Source organism: Saccharothrix variisporea, assembly GCF_003634995.1.
Taxonomy (GTDB): domain Bacteria; phylum Actinomycetota; class Actinomycetes; order Mycobacteriales; family Pseudonocardiaceae; genus Actinosynnema; species Actinosynnema variisporeum.
This window is the reverse complement of record NZ_RBXR01000001.1, coordinates 4,058,412-4,075,139: the sequence shown is the minus strand read 5'-3', so window position 1 is coordinate 4,075,139 and position 16,728 is coordinate 4,058,412. Positions and strand designations below refer to the sequence as shown.

Below are 16,728 nucleotides of genomic sequence, written 5' to 3'. Positions count from 1 at the left end.
ACAAGGGACGTCCGAATAGGCCGATCGGCGCAACCCGGGGCACGGGCGCATAACGAATTGACGCCAACCCGTATCGCCCGATCGTCCTAACCCGATAGGGGGGCGAGTGGTGGAGTTTGATGCCCACCGTCAGCCCTCGACACCCTGCCGGAGTACAACCATGCGCCAGACGGCCCGCCGCCTGCTCGGAGCAGCAGCTCTCCTCGCCGTGACGACCGTCACGACCGGCCTGCTCGCCACCGCCGCCACCGCCGCGCCCGCCCAGACCGCCGCCGACCCCGGTGACGACCGCGCCTGGGTCTACACCGGCAAGAACATCGACTTCGGCCAGGACGGCAACGGGTGCGCGGCGGCCGACCTGCCGGGTGACGAGATGGTCGCGCCGGAGGGCATCTACACCTCCGACGGCACCTACATCGACATCACGGCCCACCCCGAGGGCTACAAGATCGTCGCGGTGTTCGTGAAGGGCAGCAACGAGGCCAACCGCTACTTCGTCGACCCGCCGGCGGAGCTGGAGATCGAGCCGCTCGGCGACCTGCCGTGGCTCGACCTGCACTCGCCCCTGGCGTCGAGCGGCAAGCCGGCCGGCCTCAGCCACTGGTTCATCTGCGTGGAGAAGGACACCACCACGACGACGACCACGACCACCACCACCGACGCGACGGCGACCACCACCACGGAGGCCACGACCACGTCGCCCGGCACCGGTGACACGACGTCGGTGACCGCCACGACCACCTCGGCCGCCGCGGCAGGCTCGAACAACGACAACCTGGCCAGCACCGGCTTCGGCTCGTCCTGGCTGCTCATCGTCGGCCTCGCCCTGGTCGCCGCGGGTGCCGCGTTCGTCGCGAGCCCCAAGCTGCGCGGCCTCATCAAGCGCTAGTCCGCACGAGGTAGAGCCCCGATGGCCCGTCCCGCTCGCGGGGCGGGCCATCGTCACGAGGTCCGACAGCCTGTGACGTGCACTACCTCATTTGATCCAGGGACCGGCCCAAGAGCACCGCGCTGAACCGGTCCGTCTACGATCCGACAAGGCCTGCCCCCAGGCCTACGCCAGAACCAGAAGAAGTGCAGGAGGCACCGTGACGGCCGTAGCCCCGCAGCCGATCGCAACGCGGCCCTTCGGGACTCGCGAGGCGGTCAAGGGTTCGTTCCTGCTGCGGATGTTCCGCACCACGGACCACAAGCAGATCGGGATCATGTACCTGGTCACCTCGTTCGCCTTCTTCATGGTGGGCGGCGCGATGGCCATGCTGATGCGGACCGAGCTGGCCCGTCCCGGGATGCAGTTCCTCAGCCAGGAGCAGTTCAACCAGCTGTTCACCATGCACGGCACGGTGATGCTGCTGCTCTACGCGACCCCGATCGTGTTCGGCTTCGCCAACTTCGTCCTGCCGCTGCAGATCGGCTCCCCGGACGTGGCGTTCCCGCGCCTGAACGCGTTCTCCTACTGGCTGTACCTGTTCGGCGGCCTCATCGTGATGGCGGGCTTCATCACGCCCGGTGGCGCGGCCGACTTCGGCTGGTTCGCCTACACGCCGCTGAGCAACGCCATCCACTCGCCCGGCGCGGGCGCCGACCTGTGGATCTCCGGCCTGGTCATCGGTGGTCTGGGCACCATCCTCGGCGCGGTCAACATGATCACCACCGTGGTGTGCCTGCGCGCGCCCGGCATGACCATGTTCCGGATGCCGATCTTCACCTGGAACATCCTGGTCACCTCGGTCCTGGTGCTGCTGGCGTTCCCGATCCTGACCGCCGCGCTGCTGGGCCTGCTGGCCGACCGGCACCTGGGCGCCCACGTGTTCGACCCCGCCAACGGCGGCGTGATCCTGTGGCAGCACCTGTTCTGGTTCTTCGGCCACCCCGAGGTCTACATCGTCGCCTTGCCGTTCTTCGGCATCGTGTCGGAGATCTTCCCGGTGTTCAGCCGCAAGCCGATCTTCGGCTACAACGGCCTGGTCTACGCCACCCTGGGCATCGCGGCGCTGTCCGTGGCCGTGTGGGCGCACCACATGTACGCCACCGGCGCGGTGCTGCTGCCGTTCTTCGCCTTCATGACGTTCCTGATCGCCGTGCCGACCGGCATCAAGTTCTTCAACTGGATCGGCACGATGTGGAAGGGGCAGCTCACCTTCGAGACGCCCATGCTGTTCAGCATCGGCTTCATCGTGACCTTCCTCTTCGGCGGTCTGTCCGGTGTGCTCCTCGCGGCCCCCGCGATCGACTTCCACGTGTCCGACACGTACTTCGTGGTCGCCCACTTCCACTACGTGCTCTACGGCACGATCGTGTTCGCGACCTTCGCCGGCATCTACTTCTGGTTCCCGAAGATCACCGGCCGGATGCTGGACGAGCCGCTGGGCAAGCTGCACTTCTGGACCACGTTCCTGGGCTTCCACGCGACCTTCCTCGTGCAGCACTGGCTGGGCAACGAGGGCATGCCGCGCCGGTACGCCGACTACCTGCCGTCCGACGGCTTCACCACGCTGAACACGATCTCCACGATCGGCGCCTACATCCTGGGCGCGTCGACGCTGCCGTTCATCTGGAACGTGTTCAAGTCCTACCGGTACGGCGAGACCGTGACCGTGGACGACCCGTGGGGCTTCGGCAACTCCCTGGAGTGGGCGACCTCGTGCCCGCCGCCGCGGCACAACTTCACCGAGCTGCCGCGCATCCGCTCCGTCCGCCCGGCCTTCGAGCTGCACTACCCGCACATGATCGAGCGGCTGCACGAAGAGGCGCACGTCACGTTCACCGGCAAGGCCATCCCGCACGAGCAGGCGGGCAAGGCGCCGTCGGAGCTGGCGGGCAAGGCTGTGCAGTCGGGCACAGCGTCGGAGTCGGAGCACCCCGACCACCGGTAACCTTCAGGTCAGGTTCAACGACGAGCCCCGATCGCCGTTCGCGGTGGTCGGGGCTCTCGCTGTCTGGCAGAGGAGCCACCAGTGAGCAATCCCGGCGCGACGCCCGTCCTGATCACGGTCACCGGTCCGGACAAGCCCGGCGTGTCGTCCGTGCTGTTCGCGGTGCTGACCAGGCACGGCGTGGACGTCCTGGACGTCGAGCAGGTCGTCATCCGGGGTCGGCTGGTGCTGGGTGTGCTGGTGTCCGCCGCGCACGACCCGGAGGGGCTCCAGGAGGCCGTCGAGCAGGCGATGGCCACGGTGTCCATGCACGTCGAGGTGGAGATCGGGGCCGACTCGAAGCGGACCGCGCGGCTGGAGTCCAGCCACGTCGTGATCCTGCTCGGGCGCCCGGTGACCGCGCGGGCGTTCACCGAGGTGGCGCGGCGGCTGGCGTCGCTGGGCGTGAACATCGACGCGATCCGGGGTGTCGCCGACTACCCGGTCACCGGCCTTGAGCTGCGCGTTTCGGTCGCCGACGACACCGCGGGCGCGGATGCGGCGCTGCGCGAGGCGCTGGCCGAGGTGTCCGTGCGGGTGGACCTGGACATCGCCGTCGAGCGGGCCGGGTTGCAGCGGCGGGCCAAGCGGCTGGTCGTGTTCGACGTGGACTCCACGCTCATCCAGGGCGAGGTCATCGAGATGCTGGCGGCGCACGTGGGCGTCGAGCCGCAGGTCCGCGAGATCACCGAGGCCGCGATGCGCGGGGAGCTGGACTTCGCCGAGTCGCTGCGCCGCCGGGTGGCGTTGCTGGAGGGCTTGGACGAGTCCGTGTTGGACGAGGTCGCGGGCTCGCTGGAGCTGACGCCGGGCGCGCGCACGACGGTCCGGACGTTGAAGCGGCTCGGGTTCCGGGCGGGTGTGGTGTCCGGCGGGTTCACGCGGGTGATCAAGTCCCTGGTGGACGACCTGGGCCTGGACTTCTGCGCGGCCAACGAGCTGGAGGTCGTGGACGGCAAGCTCACCGGTCGTGTGGTGGGCGACATCGTGGACCGGCCGGGCAAGGCGGTGGCGCTGCGGCGGTTCGCCGAGCAGGAGGGCGTGCCGCTGGCGCAGACCGTGGCCGTGGGCGACGGGGCCAACGACATCGACATGCTGGGCACGGCCGGGCTCGGTATCGCGTTCAACGCCAAGCCCGCGCTGCGGGAGGTCGCCGACACGGCGTTGTCGCACCCGTTCCTGGACGCGGTGCTGTTCGTGCTGGGTGTGACGCGTGCCGAGGTCGAGGCCGCGGACGCCGCCGACGGGCTGGAGGCCGTGCGCCTGTGAACGAGATCCTGAAGATGCTGGTGGACCGGCACTACACGACCGACGAAGAAGACCCGGCGGCTGTGCGAGCCATGCCGATGGTGCTGCGCATCGAGCGGACGTCCCCGCCGTGCCGCACGGACGTGCTGGAGGCCGCCGCTGCCGCCGCGATCGCCGTGTGCCTGGACCCGCGGTCCGAGCCCGGCGGCGAGTGGCACGACGAGGTCGTGGCGTGGGTGCGCGGTCGCATCCGGAAGGTGTCGCGGCGGGCGCGCGGGGCGCACTGGGAGGCCGTGCAGGCGCTGCCCGGGGTGACGATCACCGTGGGCGGGGCGGAGGTGCGGGCGTTCGTGCCGGGGCGGGTGGGGGACCTGCCCAAGGAGCTGTCCCGGTTGCAGATCTCGGGCAGCGAGCTGCCGGTGGACGAGCCTGGTCCCGTGCCCGCCGGCGCGTACGAGCTGTGGCTGAACCCTCGGGTGGAGATGACCGCGGGCAAGGCGGCGGCCCAGGTCGGGCACGCGTCGATGCTGCTCGCGCCCACGCTGTCCGAGGAGGAGTTGAAGGAGTGGGCGGCAGTGGACTACCGCTGCGCGGTTCGGACGCCCTCGCCGGAGGAGTGGGACGCGCTGCTGGCCCGGCCGGGCACGGTCGTCGTGCGGGACGCCGGGTACACCGAGGTGGACCCGGGCACGGCGACCGTGGCCGTGTTCCGGGGCTGATCAGACCCGGCCGTCGTGTGGGGCTGATCGGACGGTGGCCTTCAGCCGGGGCTGATCAGACCGCGGCGAGTTGGAGGCCGAGCACGCTCTGCAGCCACTCCGTCCCGGGCTCGACCACCGCGGAGCCGAACGCGTACTCGAACTCCTGGTGCACGGACTCGGTGCCGGCGATCGGGCCGGCCGTGCGGAGGGCGAACGGGTCCGTCGACGGCTCGACGGTGGAGTTCCCGAGCGGCCGGGCGAAGAACTCGATCTCGTCGTCGCGGCCCTGCGCCTTGGCGTAGCTGACCAGCGCACCCTCGTCGGTCTCCGCGCGGAACTCGCCGAAGGACAGTTCCCGCTCGTCCGGCCCCTGGATCGCGAAGCCGCCCTCGAAGCGCAGGTCGGACTCGGCCATGTCCAGGTCCGCCCGACCGGTGACCGGCAGCACCACGCACTGGTGGCCGAGGGTGTCGGCCTGCGCGGCGGGCTCGATCGCGACCAGCTTCAGGCCGGCCTCGTCGAACGTGTTCTGCACCTCGGGCGTCAGGCAGAAGGTCATGGTGCCCTCGGCGACGTCGAACCGGGCGTCGGTGGTCGCGGACGCGGTGCCGGCGGTGCCGACGGACAGGAACAGCAGGGCGGCGGCGACCGCCACCAAACGGGACTTCACGGGTGGGTTCCCTTCAAGCGTCTACTGTGGAGGCGTCTACTGTGGACGGTGGCTGAACCTAGCGCCTTCCGCTTCTTCTCGCCGCCGTCGCCGCTTCGCACGTTCCGGTGAACTTCGGCGCCTGCCGGCGAGCGCTTCGCGCTTTCAAGATCAAAAGATGAAAAGCTCACAAGCGGCGCTCGCCGCGCGGCAGGCCGCCAGCGGGGGTGAAGGGCGTCGGTTCCCCCGCCGTATGGCCTGGCGGAGCCAACCACAGATCGCCCCGGGTGCTGCTGAAATTTTTGCTCGTTCCTCGCAAAATTTTCGGCTGCACCCGGGGCGATCTGTGGTAGCCCTTCGGGCAGGCCATACGGCGGGGGAACCGAGGCCCTCCACCTGTGGTTGAGACCACGACACAAAAGCCGCCCTGTTAGCCGGCGAACTCGATGGTCCCGTCACGTCGCCCGTGCCGGACCATCCGGTCGAACGCCAGTGCCGCGACCGTGAACCACGCCGCCCCGACCGCCAACTCCCACCCCAGGTTTCCCAGCACCCCGGGCAGCGGTCCGCCGGCGATGAAAGTCCGGATCGCCGCCAGTCCGTGGGTCATCGGCAGCACGGACGTCAGCGCGTGCACCCAACCCGGCCAGAACGACGTCGGCACGTTGACCCCGCTGAACGTCATGATCACCAGGTAGCTGAGGTTCAGCGCCACCCACCGCGCCGACGGGAATCTCAGCACGAAGGCCGCCACGCACGTTCCGTAGCAGTAGCACGACACGCCGACCAGGAAGATCATCACCGGCACGAACCCCGCCCACGGCCACGGCAGCGCCACCCCGAACAGCGGCGGCAGGGTCAGGAACGCGATCGTGGACGCCGCCACGCCCGAACCCAGGTGCACCAAACCCTTCCCCAGGTACGCCGTGAGGTGGGTGGCGGGTGCGGCGACCATCAGGGCCAGGGTCCCGGCCTGCCGTTCGCCCACGGCCAGCAGGATGACCACGGTCGCGTCGATGGCCATGATCGCCACCAGGTTGCCGATCAGCAGGTAGTCGACCTGCTCCTGCGACCCCAGCATCCGTCCGACCAGCGCGTAGAAGCACGCCTGCACGAGCAGCCGGGACAGCCACGCGAACGTCCACGTCCGCCAGGTGTGCAGCCCCCGCCACATCCGCCACTGCACGGCCAACCCGTGCCGCAGGACCCGCAGTTGGTCACGCATGTGCCACCGACCCCACCCGCCGGACCCGGCGCAACGTCAGCTCCAACGACACACGCCCACCCACCAGCGCGACCGCGCCCAGCGCCACGATCGCCAGCAGCCGCCACCCGACCGCCGTCACGGGCGCGGGTGCCAGGGCGTCCCGCATGAGGTCCGTGGACCACGACAGGAACACCACGTGCGACAGCGGTTGCAGGGGCTCGGGCAGGTACTGGACGGGGACCATCACGCCCGACAGCAGGTAGATCGGGAAGCTGAGGAAGTTCTGGTAGTGCCCGTTGTCGTTGACCAGCATGAACGCCGCCAGCAGCAACCCGGTGCCTGCCATCGCGAACAGCGACGCCCCCATCGCCGCCCAGAACACCCCCGGGTGGTGCACGGTCGGCGTCACGTCGAACACCAGCCACCCCAGCGCCCACGTCTCCACCAGCGGCACCACGCCCAGCAGCAGCACCGCCGCCACCCGGCCCAGGTAGACGGGGTGGGTGGACGCCGGCGCGGCCAGCCCCAGTTCGAGGGACCGCGTCCAGCGCTCGGCCACCAGCACCTCGGCCGCCAGTCCGGTCGCGAACCCCCACAGCCCGATCAGGACGGGTGCCAGGAACGCGTTGGGCAGCAGGTCTTCGCGCCCGGAGTGGACCACGATGGACATCAGCATCAGGACCGTGAACGGGATCGTGCACAGGGTGAGCAGGTCGTCGGGCTGGCGCCGGACCAGCCACCACTGCATCCGGACCCCGGTGAGGAACAGCCGCATCAGACCTCCATCCCGCGCCGGCCGACGAGGTCCAGGTAGACGTCCTCCAGCCGGGGCGGCACCGCCCGGACCGAGCGGACGCCGTTGTCCAGCAGGAAGTCCAGGACGACCCGGGCGGCGGCGTCGTCCTCGGCGCGGACGCGCAGCAACCCGTCCCGGCGTTCGGTGCCGAGCACGCCGGGCAGGCCGGTGACCTCCAGCGTCGTCTCGGCCTCCACCCAGCGGTGCAGGCCGGACATCTCCGCCAGGCCGCGCGGCGACTCGGTGGCCAGCACCCGTCCGTGGTCGATGAGGGTCACGCGGTCGCAGACCTCTTCGGCCTCGTCCATGTCGTGGGTGGTGATCAGGATCGTGCGGCCCTCCGCGCGGAGCTCCCCGATCAGGGCGCGGAAGTCGTGCGCGGCGACGGGGTCCATGCCGGTGGTGGGTTCGTCCAGCAGGATGAGCTTCGGGTCGCCGATCAGGCCGCGCGCGAGGTGCAGGCGTTGCTTCATGCCGCGCGAGTAGGTCTCGACGAGGTCGTCGGCCTTGGCGGTGAGCCCGAGGCGGTGCAGCAGTTCCTCGGTCCGGGTCTTCGCCCGGGCGTCCGGGATCTTGTAGAGCGCGGCCCAGTAGCGCAGGGTCTGGCGGGCGGTGAGCCTCCAGTACAGGCCGCGCTCGCCGCCGAACACGATGCCGATCAGCGGCCGGACGTCGTGGGCTCGGGCGACGACGTCGAGCCCGAACACCTCGGCGCTGCCACCGGTGGGCAGCAGGACGGTGGACAGGATCTTGCACAGTGTGGTCTTGCCGGCGCCGTTGGGGCCGAGCAGGCCGTGGACTTCGTTCGACGGGATGTCGAGGGACAGCCCGTCGAGCGCGGTGACTTCCTCGTTCTTGCGCCTGCCCTTGCGGTAGGTCCTGCTCAGGTCGCGTACCCGGACACTCATGCCTTCCACCCCCGGTGTGCTCGGTGGTGGAAGCTACGGGTGCGCCGCCTAGGGTTTGTTGAATCCGCAGGCCAGGGTGCTAGTTAGCGGCGTCCAGGCGCTTCAGGGCCGCGCGCACGACCTCCGGGTCGTAGGTGGTCCAGAACGGGGGGAGGGAGGCGCGGAGGAAGCCGCCGTAGCGGGCCGTGGCCAACCTCGGGTCGAGGATGGCGACCACGCCCTTGTCGTTCATCGACCGCAGCAACCGGCCCGCGCCCTGGGCCAGCAGCAAAGCCGCGTGCGTGGCCGCGACGGTGAGGAAGCCGTTGCCGCCGCGGGATTCCACGGCCTTCTGGCGGGCCGACGCCAGCGGGTCGTCCGGCCTCGGGAACGGGATGCGGTCCATCACCACGAGTTGCAGCGCCGGGCCGGGGACGTCCACGCCCTGCCACAACGACAGCGTGCCGAACAGGCACGTCCGCGGGTCCTCGGCGAAGCGCTTGACCAGTTGGCCCGTCGAGTCGTCGCCCTGGCACAGCACGGGGTACTCCAGCTTGCCGCGCAACGCCTCCGTGGCCGCCTTCGCCGCCCGCATGGACGAGAACAGGCCCAACGTGCGCCCGCCGGCCGCGTTGACCAGGCCTTCCAGCTCGTCCACATAGGACGGTGGCAGGCCGTCCCGCCCGGGTGGGGGCAGGTGGCGGGCCACGTACAGGATGCCGCTGCTGCCGTGCTCGAACGGTGAGCCGACGTCCAGGCCCTGCCAACGCGGCTGGCTGACGTCCGACGGCGGCTCTTTGTCCGTCGCCGTGCCCTCGGCCTTGCGGACCTGGGAGGACGCCGGCAGCCCCCACTGGCGGGCCAGGGTGTCGAAGGTGCCGCCCAGGGTGAGGGTGGCCGAGGTGAGGATGGTGGTGCGCTTGCCGAAGAGGCGTTCCCGCAGCAGGCCGCCGACGCCCAGCGGTGCCACGCGCAGCGACGGGGTGCGGTTGACGCCCGAGTCGCCGGACACCCACACCACGTCGTGGTCGTCGTCGAAGGCCTCCAGGATGCGGGCCGCGCAGTCGTGGACCTCGTCCAGCAGGGACAACGCGAGCTTGCGCGCGGTCGCGCCCTCGACGTCCTCCTTGCGGTCCGGACCCAGGGACGTGATGCACGCGTGGGCGGCGTCCTTGGTGGCACGCAGGGCGCCCGCCAGCGCCTGGGGCAGGGAGTCGAGGCGGCCGACGGGGGCGTCTTCGAGGATCATGCCCAGGCCGTCGCTGGCCTCGGCCATCCGGTCGGCCACGGACTGGTCGATCAGCCGCCCGCAGCGCCGCGCCGCCGTCGCGACCAGGGACGCGCTCAGCTCCTCGGTGGCCACCGACGTGACCCGGTCCACCAGGTCGTGGGCCTCGTCGATCACGACGACGTCGTGGTCGGGCAGCACCTGGTAGCCCTCCAGGGCGTCGATCGCGAGCATGGCGTGGTTGGTGACCACGATGTCCGCCTTGCCCGCCTCGGCCCGCGCCCGCTCGGCGAAGCAGTCCTGCCCGATCGGGCACTTCGCCGCGCCCAGGCACTCCCGCGCGGTCACCGAGACCTGCTTCCAGGCCTGGTCGCTGACGCCGGGCACCAGCTCGTCGCGGTCACCGGTCTCGGTGTCGGAGGACCACTCGTGCAGCCGCTTCACCTCGCGGCCCAGGCGGGACACGGCGAACGGGTCGAACAGACCCGCGTCCTCGGGTTCGTCCGGCGCACCGGTGTGGACGCGGTGCATGCACAGGTAGTTGCGGCGACCTTTGAGGATCGCGAACCGGGGTTCCCGGCCCAGCTCCTTGCGCAGCGCCTGGCCCAGGCGCGGCAGGTCGCGGTCCACGAGCTGGCGTTGCAACGCGATGGTGGCGGTGGAGATGACGACCGTGGCCTCCTCGGCCACCGCGTGCCGGATGGCGGGCACCAGGTAGGCCAGCGACTTGCCGGTACCGGTGCCCGCCTGCACGGCCAGGTGCTCGCCGGTGCGGATCGCGCGCTCCACCGCCTCGGCCATCGCGAGCTGGCCCTCGCGCTCGGCTCCACCCACCGCCTCCACGGCGACGGCGAGCAGCGTTCTGGTGTCGGGGATCGCGGTGGTGGACGGCACGGCGAAGACGGTACCCGGCGACACCGTCAGAACTCGGCGAGCACTCGCCTGCCCAACTCCACCGCGACCACCCGGTGCTCTTCGCGCAGTTCCCGCCCGGGGTCGTGCCGGGCCTCGACCAGCGCCTTCAGCGCGTCGGCGAGGTCGGGCCAGTGCGCGCCCGCCAGCTCACCGGCGCGGGTCTTGCTGACGATCTCGCCGGTGCGGATGGTGTGCCACAGCCGTGCCGGGCCGAACGCCAGCCACAGCACGCCTTCCCTCAACCCCGGCCCGCGCGCCGCCGCGCCCAGTTCCACCAGCGGCGCCCAGTACTCGACCAGGTTCCGCCGGCACCACTGCTCGACCTCGTCGCGGGTCACGGCGAAGTGCGGCTTCGGGCCGCGGAGGGTCTGCGAGTAGTTGTTGAGCTGCTCCAGCAGCACGGGCGTGACCTCGGCGGGTGTGGTGTTCAGCCGCCCGTCCCGGCCCCACGGCCCCGGCTGCCCGTCGACCAGGTAGACCACGTCCAGGTCGAGGCTCTGCGCCTCGGCCAGCACCCGCAGGTCGTCGTCGGTCGGCGTGCGCGCCAGTTCGACCACCAGGTCGAGGTCGGACCCGGGGACCCGGTCGCCGAGCGCGGTGGAACCCACCACGTGCGCCGCGACGACCAGGCCCGGAGCCGCCTTGTCGACTAAGGCGATGTGGTCGCTCACTTGCGCTTCACCAGGGCCCACGCGGCGGGCAGCAGGCCGGCGGCGAGGGCGATCTTGATGGCGTCGCCGATCAGGAACGGCGTGACGCCCAGCGCGAGCGCCTTGCCGAAGCCGATGTGCGCGGCGGCCATCAGCCACGGCACGCCGAACGCGTAGATCACCAGGTTGCCCAGGGCCATCGTGCCGACCGTGCGCAGGGGCGTCCGGTCACCGCCGCGCGCGGCCAGCCACCCGACCAGCACGCCGGCGAACACGAAGCCCACGATGTAGCCGAGGGACGCGGGCATCCCCGATGAAGCGCCCTGGAACCACGGCACCCCGGCGACGCCGGCGATCAGGTACAGCACCATCGACGCGCCACCCCGCTGCCACCCGAGGGCGGCGCCCACCAGCAGCGCGGCGAAGGTCTGCCCGGTGATCGGGACCGGGCTGCCCGGCACCGGCAGGGCGACCTGGGCGGCCAGCCCGGTCAAGCCCGCACCGGCCACGACCAGCGCGATGTCACGAGCCAGCGAGCCCGGCACGAGGTCGGCCAGCACGCGGCGACCGGGGACGGCGATGACGGACACTTGGACCTCCCGTGGATCGACTTCGTCGGCGAGGTTAACCGGCGATCACAGGTTCGGTCTTTGTCGAAGCTCTACAAAACTCGACAAAGTCGCCGATCTCACGTACCGAACGTTCAGGTGTCCAGGGCCACCTTCCCGGTGGAGCGTTCGGTGTTGCGCCGGGTCTTGGTCCACCCGTTGCGGCCCCGGACCAGACGGGCCAGCGCGCGCCACGACGTGATGTAGAAGGTGTAGATGTACAGGGCGTAGCCGAAGCCGTAGAGCAGCGCACGCCCCCGGCTCAGGTTCGGCTCGCAGCGCGCCCGGTAGACCGGTCCCCACAGCACGAACGGCAACAGCCCGAACGACCCGTAGACGGCGAACAGGATCCACGCGCCCTCCGCCAGCCACTGCCAGACCTCGGCGGGCGACGTGACGGTCCGGTGCGCGAGCAGGACCAGCGGGACGGGGTAGATCAGCGTCCCGAGCAGCTGCATCCACGGTTGGGCCAGGTAGTACAGCATTTCCGCCGCGCCCAGCGTGGTCAGGTGCGGCGAGGCCCAGATCCGCCGCACGTACCGCATGCACTGCATGGTCCCCTGGCCCCACCGCGTCCGTTGCGCGAGGAACCGCCGCAGGCTGTACAGGCCTTCCTGGTGGACGTGGGTGTCCAGCGAGAACCCCGTGCGCCAGCCGGCGGTCAGCAGGTGGACGCCCAGTTCGAAGTCCTCCAGCAGCGACCCGCGCCAGGGCCGACCGGCCGGCCCGGCGATGGCGTCCAGCGCGGACAGGCGGGTGAACTGGCCGTTGCCGCCCATCGAGATCGTGCCGGTGAGCCCGCGGGACAGCTGGATGGCCGCGATCGCCGTGCGGAACTCCAGGTCCTGCATGCGGACCAGGAGTGCGCCGAACACCGCGCGCCGGCGGGACACGCCGGTCTGCCGGACGCCGGTGTTGACCATCCGGACGTCCACCTGCACGGCGCCGATGGTCGGGTCGCCGAACAGGTGGTCCGCCGCGCAGGTTTCCAGGCAGTTCGGGGCGGGTCGGCCGTCGGCGTCGACCACGACCACCACGGCCCGGTCGGCGTCGGCGTGCCGGCCCATCCAGAGCTTGAGCGTGCGGTAGGCGTCGTTGAGCGCGTCGCCCTTGCCGGTGCGGGCGTTGGGGCGGTAGCGGCGCACCAGGTGGACGTGCTTGTCGCCGCGGAAGGTCCGGATGACGCCGACGGTCGCGTCGTCGGAGTCGTCGTCGATGACCCAGACGTGCGCGATGGGGAACGTCGTGCGCAGGTACCGGACGGTGTCGCCGATGACCGCCTCCTCGTCCCGGCACGGCACCAGGAAGTGCCACTCGAACCGGTCCGGGCGGCCGGTCGGGGCGGGGGTGTGCCGCAGGTAGGGGACGACGATGAGGAACACGTAGGTCAGGAACGCGACGCTCATGGTCAGGGCGAGGGCCTGGGTGAACCCCAGGACGACGTCGAGGCTCACCCGCGCGTGGCCAACCGGACGAACGCCACCAGCGCCGCCGCGCCGCCGAAGACGCTCACCATCGAGCCGAGCAGCGTGTGGCCCCAGTAGTAGCCGGTGTCCACGCCCAGGGTCTTGACCAGGCCGACCAGGGTGAGCACGCGCAGTTGGTTGACCACGACCACGGCGGCCGTGGCGACGGCGAGCGCGACGAGGACCTTGCGGGTGATCCGGGGGCGCAGCGCGACCATCACCGCGCCGACCAGCAGCAACGGCAGGACCAGGAACGCGGACGTGCACTCGGGGGTCATCCGCAGGCCCAGCGGCGTGTCCGAGCCGAGTCCGAAGTAGACGGTCTGGCGGGCGGCGACCACCGCCACGCCGTCGCTGCTCAGGGCGTCGAGGACCAGTCCGGACAACGCGATCTCGGCCGTCCGGTAGGCCCGGTGCAGCAGCACCAGCCCGGCGGCGGCCACCACCAGTGCGACGACCACCACGACGACCACCACCCGGTTGAGGTGTTCGGTCCGGGGCACGGCAAACGCCACGGGAGAGTCCTTTCATCCGTCCGGGGACCGCCCGATCGGGCTACCCGAAGGTCATCGGCGGCTTCGACGGCGGTCCTCACTGCCGGATCGGGTGAGAACGTGAGGAGCTTTCGGGCGGTTGATCGACTCTGCGTCGCGGTGGTTGGGCGGTTCGAGTGGAGGCCGTCCCCCTTTACGGTCAGCAACCCTTAATCCGACGGGTGGAACGCCGATAGGGGCAATTGCTCGCACAGTGCACTCCGACGCGCCCTGCGATCCCGATGACGCCAGGCGTCGAGGTGCCCTGGTTCGCGAGCCCCCCGAGAACGCTCGTTTCGTGAGGAAGGACCTCCATGCGTGTGCGAATGACGGGCCTCGCCGGCTTGGTCGCGGTGGCCGCCCTGCTGGCCGCCGCGCCACCCGCGTCCGCTGCCCCCGGCGACGCCTCGGCCCACGGCGCGGAGCTGGACCTGTCGCTGCTGGGCGGCAACGCGGTGACGGCGGGCCCGTTCGCCGCCGCCGACGCGAACGGCCCGACGACGGGCACCTTCGCCGCCGCCGACGTGCCGGGCGTGCTCAAGACCGGCGTGGTGGACACGTCGGCGACCCGCGACGACAAGACCGGCGGCGTGCACTCCCGAGCCGTGACCGCGGACGTCCGGCTGGACCTGCTGGCGTCGGCGACCGGCGCGATCACGGCCGAGGTGGTCGAGGCGGAGTGCGACGCGACCCAGAAGGGCGTGGTGGGTCGGTCGAAGCTGGCCGGTGTGGGTCTGGGCAGGCTGGGCGAGGTCGCGGTGGAGCCCGCGCCGAACACGGTGCTCGACGTGGACCTGGTGGGCGTGGACATCGCGCGGGTCGTGTTCAACGAGCAGGTGCGGAACAGGGACGGCAGCCTGACCGTCAACGCGATCCACGTGACGTTGATCGGCGGTGTGCTGGGCGCTTTGGGGTCCGGTGACCTGGTGGTGTCGTCGGCGACGTGCGGTCCGGCGGGGTTGCCGATCCCGATGGCTTCGGGGGCGGGGCTGTGGCTCGCTCTGGGGTTGCTGGGGTTGATCGCGGTGCCCACCGGCGCGGTCGTGCTGCGCCGTCGTCGGGCGATGGCCTGAGGGGGCGGCGTTGTACAAGGTTCCCGGAACCGGGGTCGCGGTGGGGACGAGCGTGGGCTCACTGGCGGCGACGGGCGCGAGCGTGACGTGGTGGGTTCTCGCTGCGGTGGCCCTGCTGATCGCCGGCGCCCTCCTGACCCACACCTCCCGCCGCCGCCGGCGGCGTTCCACCTCCTGATGCCGGCGGCGCCCGCCGGTGGACCCCCACACCCCGGGCGCCGCACCCACCCCCACCCCCACCCCCGCCACCCGCGGACACCCCGCGCTTCGACCTCCGGACACCCCGATGCCCCGGTCGCCGAGCACACCCGCCCCAAAACCTCCGCCTCCGGAACTTCCGCGTGCGCGCCCCGGCCCCGGGCAGGCGTGCGCTTAGCGGATCTCGTCAGGCGTGCGCCGATGTCCGCCCGGTGGGGGCGGCGGGCGGCGGCATCGGCGGGCGCGGGTGGCGTGGGCTGGCGAGGGTGCGGGCGGCTGCCGGCGTGGGTGCGGCGGGTGTCCTTTGTGGGCGGTTGGTGCGCCTTTCACCGTACCCGAGGTGGGGGGAGGTAGGTGTCCCTGCGGAGTGAGGAGTCTTGTGAAGGAAGTTCTGCTGCTTGCGGGTACCCGGCCCGAGGCGGTCAAGATCGCGCCGGTGGTGTTGGCGTTGGCGGACCATCCTGTGTTGCGGCCGGTGGTTGTCCACAGTGGACAGCATGTGGGGATGGTGGAGCAGGCGCTGGAGGCTTTCGACCTCAAGGCCGATGTGGTGCTCCAGGTTCCTCGGGTCACGGGGAGCCAGGCCGAGTTGTTGTCGCAGCTGATACCCGCGGTTGACGAAGTGCTGCGGGTTCGGGATCCGGCTGTCGTGGTCGTGCAAGGGGATACGACCACCGCGTTGGCGGGGGCGATGGCGGCCTTCTACCGGGGCATCCCGGTGGCGCACCTGGAGGCCGGGTTGCGGACGGGGGATCTCAGCGGGCCGTTTCCCGAGGAAGGCACTCGGCAAATGATCGCCCGGATCGCCTCCCTGCACCTCGCGCCCACCGATGACGCGGCGACCGCGTTGGTGCGGGAAGCGTTGCCCGCGGCCGAGATCGTGGTCACGGGGAACACCGTGGTGGACGCGGTGCGACTGGTGGCCGAAGCCGAGCTGCCTGCCAAGGAGCCGGCGTTGGTGGAGTTGGAGGCCGACCTCGACGCGTCGGGGCATCGGTTGGTGCTCGTCACGGTGCACCGGCGGGAGTCTTGGGGTGCACCGCTGGAACGGGTGTTGCACGCGGTGCGGGCGTTGGCTGATCGGCACCCGGACGTGCGGGTGCTGGTGCCCGTCCACCCGAACCCGACCGTGCGGACGGCGGTGCGGCGGGTGTTGGCGGGGCACGAGCGGATCGTGGTGTGCCGGCCGTTGGACTACCCCGACCTCGTCCGCGCCCTGCGCCGGTCGGCGCTCGTGTTGACCGACTCCGGCGGGCTCCAGGAAGAAGCGCCGACGTTCGGCGTGCCGGTGCTGGTCCTGCGGTCCACGACCGAGCGGATGCCCGCCGTGGACGCGGGGTGCGCCTGGCTGGTCGGCACGGACGTCACGCGCATCCTCGCCGAGGCCGGCTGGGTGCTGGCCTCCCGCCTGCGGCTGCCGCCGGGGCGCAACCCGTTCGGCGACGGCACGGCGGCCCGGCGGGTGCGGGCGGCGTTGGAAAGGCTGGTCGGGTTGCCGGCGGTGTTCTCGTCGGCATTGCCGATGCGCATTCCCTCCTGATCCATTGCTCGGCGTTATCGGTCACTCGATCGTGTATTCCATTTCCACTCCCGAGTGATATTCGCGGCGAATCGTCAGCGTGTCGCGGCCGGGTGTCGATTACTGGGAGCACCA

Annotated in this window: 16 protein-coding genes; 7 read left to right on the top strand and 9 right to left on the bottom strand. The window is 71.1% G+C overall.

All coding sequences use genetic code 11. From position 1 onward, the window contains the following. The first annotated feature begins 160 nt into the window (after nucleotides 1–160). From DFJ66_RS18000 to DFJ66_RS17985, 4 genes are all read left to right on the top strand, one after another. On the top strand, nucleotides 161–889 hold the full coding sequence (locus DFJ66_RS18000; RefSeq protein WP_147459295.1) for a hypothetical protein: 729 nt from the start codon (nucleotides 161–163) through the stop codon (nucleotides 887–889). A 199-nt stretch (nucleotides 890–1,088) separates the two neighbouring features. Beyond that, entirely contained in the window at nucleotides 1,089–2,876 is a 1,788-nt protein-coding gene (gene ctaD, locus DFJ66_RS17995) for an aa3-type cytochrome oxidase subunit I (RefSeq protein ID WP_121222559.1), read from the top strand. An 81-nt stretch (nucleotides 2,877–2,957) separates the two neighbouring features. Further along, complete coding sequence (gene serB / locus DFJ66_RS17990) at nucleotides 2,958–4,184, top strand: phosphoserine phosphatase SerB (protein ID WP_121222557.1); 1,227 nt, start codon at nucleotides 2,958–2,960, stop codon at nucleotides 4,182–4,184. A 14-nt stretch (nucleotides 4,185–4,198) separates the two neighbouring features. Beyond that, entirely contained in the window at nucleotides 4,199–4,882 is a 684-nt protein-coding gene (locus tag DFJ66_RS17985) for a peptidyl-tRNA hydrolase (RefSeq protein WP_246030214.1), read from the top strand. A 55-nt stretch (nucleotides 4,883–4,937) separates the two neighbouring features. Here the strand turns inward: DFJ66_RS17985 and DFJ66_RS17980 are convergent, their stop codons facing one another. The 9 genes from DFJ66_RS17980 to xrtP all read right to left on the bottom strand — a co-directional run bounded on the left by DFJ66_RS17980 (nucleotide 4,938) and on the right by xrtP (nucleotide 13,785). Then, nucleotides 4,938–5,534 (bottom strand): hypothetical protein, encoded by a 597-nt coding sequence (locus tag DFJ66_RS17980; protein ID WP_121222553.1) that lies wholly within the window; start codon nucleotides 5,532–5,534, stop codon nucleotides 4,938–4,940. Between the two features lie 409 nt (nucleotides 5,535–5,943). Continuing rightward, complete coding sequence (locus DFJ66_RS17975) at nucleotides 5,944–6,738, bottom strand: ABC transporter permease (protein WP_121222552.1); 795 nt, start codon at nucleotides 6,736–6,738, stop codon at nucleotides 5,944–5,946. Continuing rightward, nucleotides 6,731–7,495, bottom strand: coding sequence for an ABC transporter permease (locus DFJ66_RS17970; RefSeq protein ID WP_121222550.1), 765 nt, complete (start codon nucleotides 7,493–7,495; stop codon nucleotides 6,731–6,733). Before DFJ66_RS17970 ends, DFJ66_RS17975 begins: the two co-directional genes overlap by 8 nt. Beyond that, nucleotides 7,495–8,424 carry an ABC transporter ATP-binding protein gene (locus DFJ66_RS17965; RefSeq protein ID WP_121222548.1) on the bottom strand — a complete coding sequence of 310 codons (930 nt, stop codon included), beginning with the start codon at nucleotides 8,422–8,424 and terminating at the stop codon, nucleotides 7,495–7,497. Before DFJ66_RS17965 ends, DFJ66_RS17970 begins: the two co-directional genes overlap by 1 nt. A 79-nt stretch (nucleotides 8,425–8,503) precedes the next feature. Further along, on the bottom strand, nucleotides 8,504–10,525 hold the full coding sequence (locus tag DFJ66_RS17960; RefSeq protein WP_121231349.1) for an ATP-dependent DNA helicase: 2,022 nt from the start codon (nucleotides 10,523–10,525) through the stop codon (nucleotides 8,504–8,506). A gap of 26 nt (nucleotides 10,526–10,551) precedes the next feature. Continuing rightward, on the bottom strand, nucleotides 10,552–11,217 hold the full coding sequence (locus tag DFJ66_RS17955) for a nucleotidyltransferase domain-containing protein (RefSeq protein ID WP_170199501.1): 666 nt from the start codon (nucleotides 11,215–11,217) through the stop codon (nucleotides 10,552–10,554). Further along, a complete protein-coding gene (locus DFJ66_RS17950; protein WP_121222544.1) occupies nucleotides 11,214–11,786 on the bottom strand; it encodes a biotin transporter BioY in 573 nt (190 codons plus the stop codon). Before DFJ66_RS17950 ends, DFJ66_RS17955 begins: the two co-directional genes overlap by 4 nt. Before the next feature lie 113 nt (nucleotides 11,787–11,899). Further along, nucleotides 11,900–13,258 (bottom strand): glycosyltransferase family 2 protein, encoded by a 1,359-nt coding sequence (locus DFJ66_RS17945; protein WP_484336704.1) that lies wholly within the window; start codon nucleotides 13,256–13,258, stop codon nucleotides 11,900–11,902. Continuing rightward, the gene (xrtP, locus tag DFJ66_RS17940) at nucleotides 13,255–13,785 is read right to left on the bottom strand and encodes an exosortase P (RefSeq protein ID WP_246029804.1); all 531 of its coding nucleotides are present in this window, start codon (nucleotides 13,783–13,785) and stop codon (nucleotides 13,255–13,257) included. Before xrtP ends, DFJ66_RS17945 begins: the two co-directional genes overlap by 4 nt. Before the next feature lie 332 nt (nucleotides 13,786–14,117). Here xrtP and DFJ66_RS17935 point away from each other — a divergent pair, with 332 nt between their 5' ends. The 3 genes from DFJ66_RS17935 to wecB all read left to right on the top strand — a co-directional run bounded on the left by DFJ66_RS17935 (nucleotide 14,118) and on the right by wecB (nucleotide 16,614). Beyond that, nucleotides 14,118–14,876, top strand: coding sequence for a choice-of-anchor protein CoaP (locus tag DFJ66_RS17935; protein ID WP_121222542.1), 759 nt, complete (start codon nucleotides 14,118–14,120; stop codon nucleotides 14,874–14,876). A 40-nt stretch (nucleotides 14,877–14,916) separates the two neighbouring features. Further along, nucleotides 14,917–15,054 carry an LPXTG cell wall anchor domain-containing protein gene (locus DFJ66_RS17930; protein WP_342777023.1) on the top strand — a complete coding sequence of 46 codons (138 nt, stop codon included), beginning with the start codon at nucleotides 14,917–14,919 and terminating at the stop codon, nucleotides 15,052–15,054. Between the two features lie 399 nt (nucleotides 15,055–15,453). Next, nucleotides 15,454–16,614, top strand: coding sequence for a non-hydrolyzing UDP-N-acetylglucosamine 2-epimerase (gene wecB / locus DFJ66_RS17925; protein ID WP_121222539.1), 1,161 nt, complete (start codon nucleotides 15,454–15,456; stop codon nucleotides 16,612–16,614). Nucleotides 16,615–16,728 lie beyond the last annotated feature (114 nt).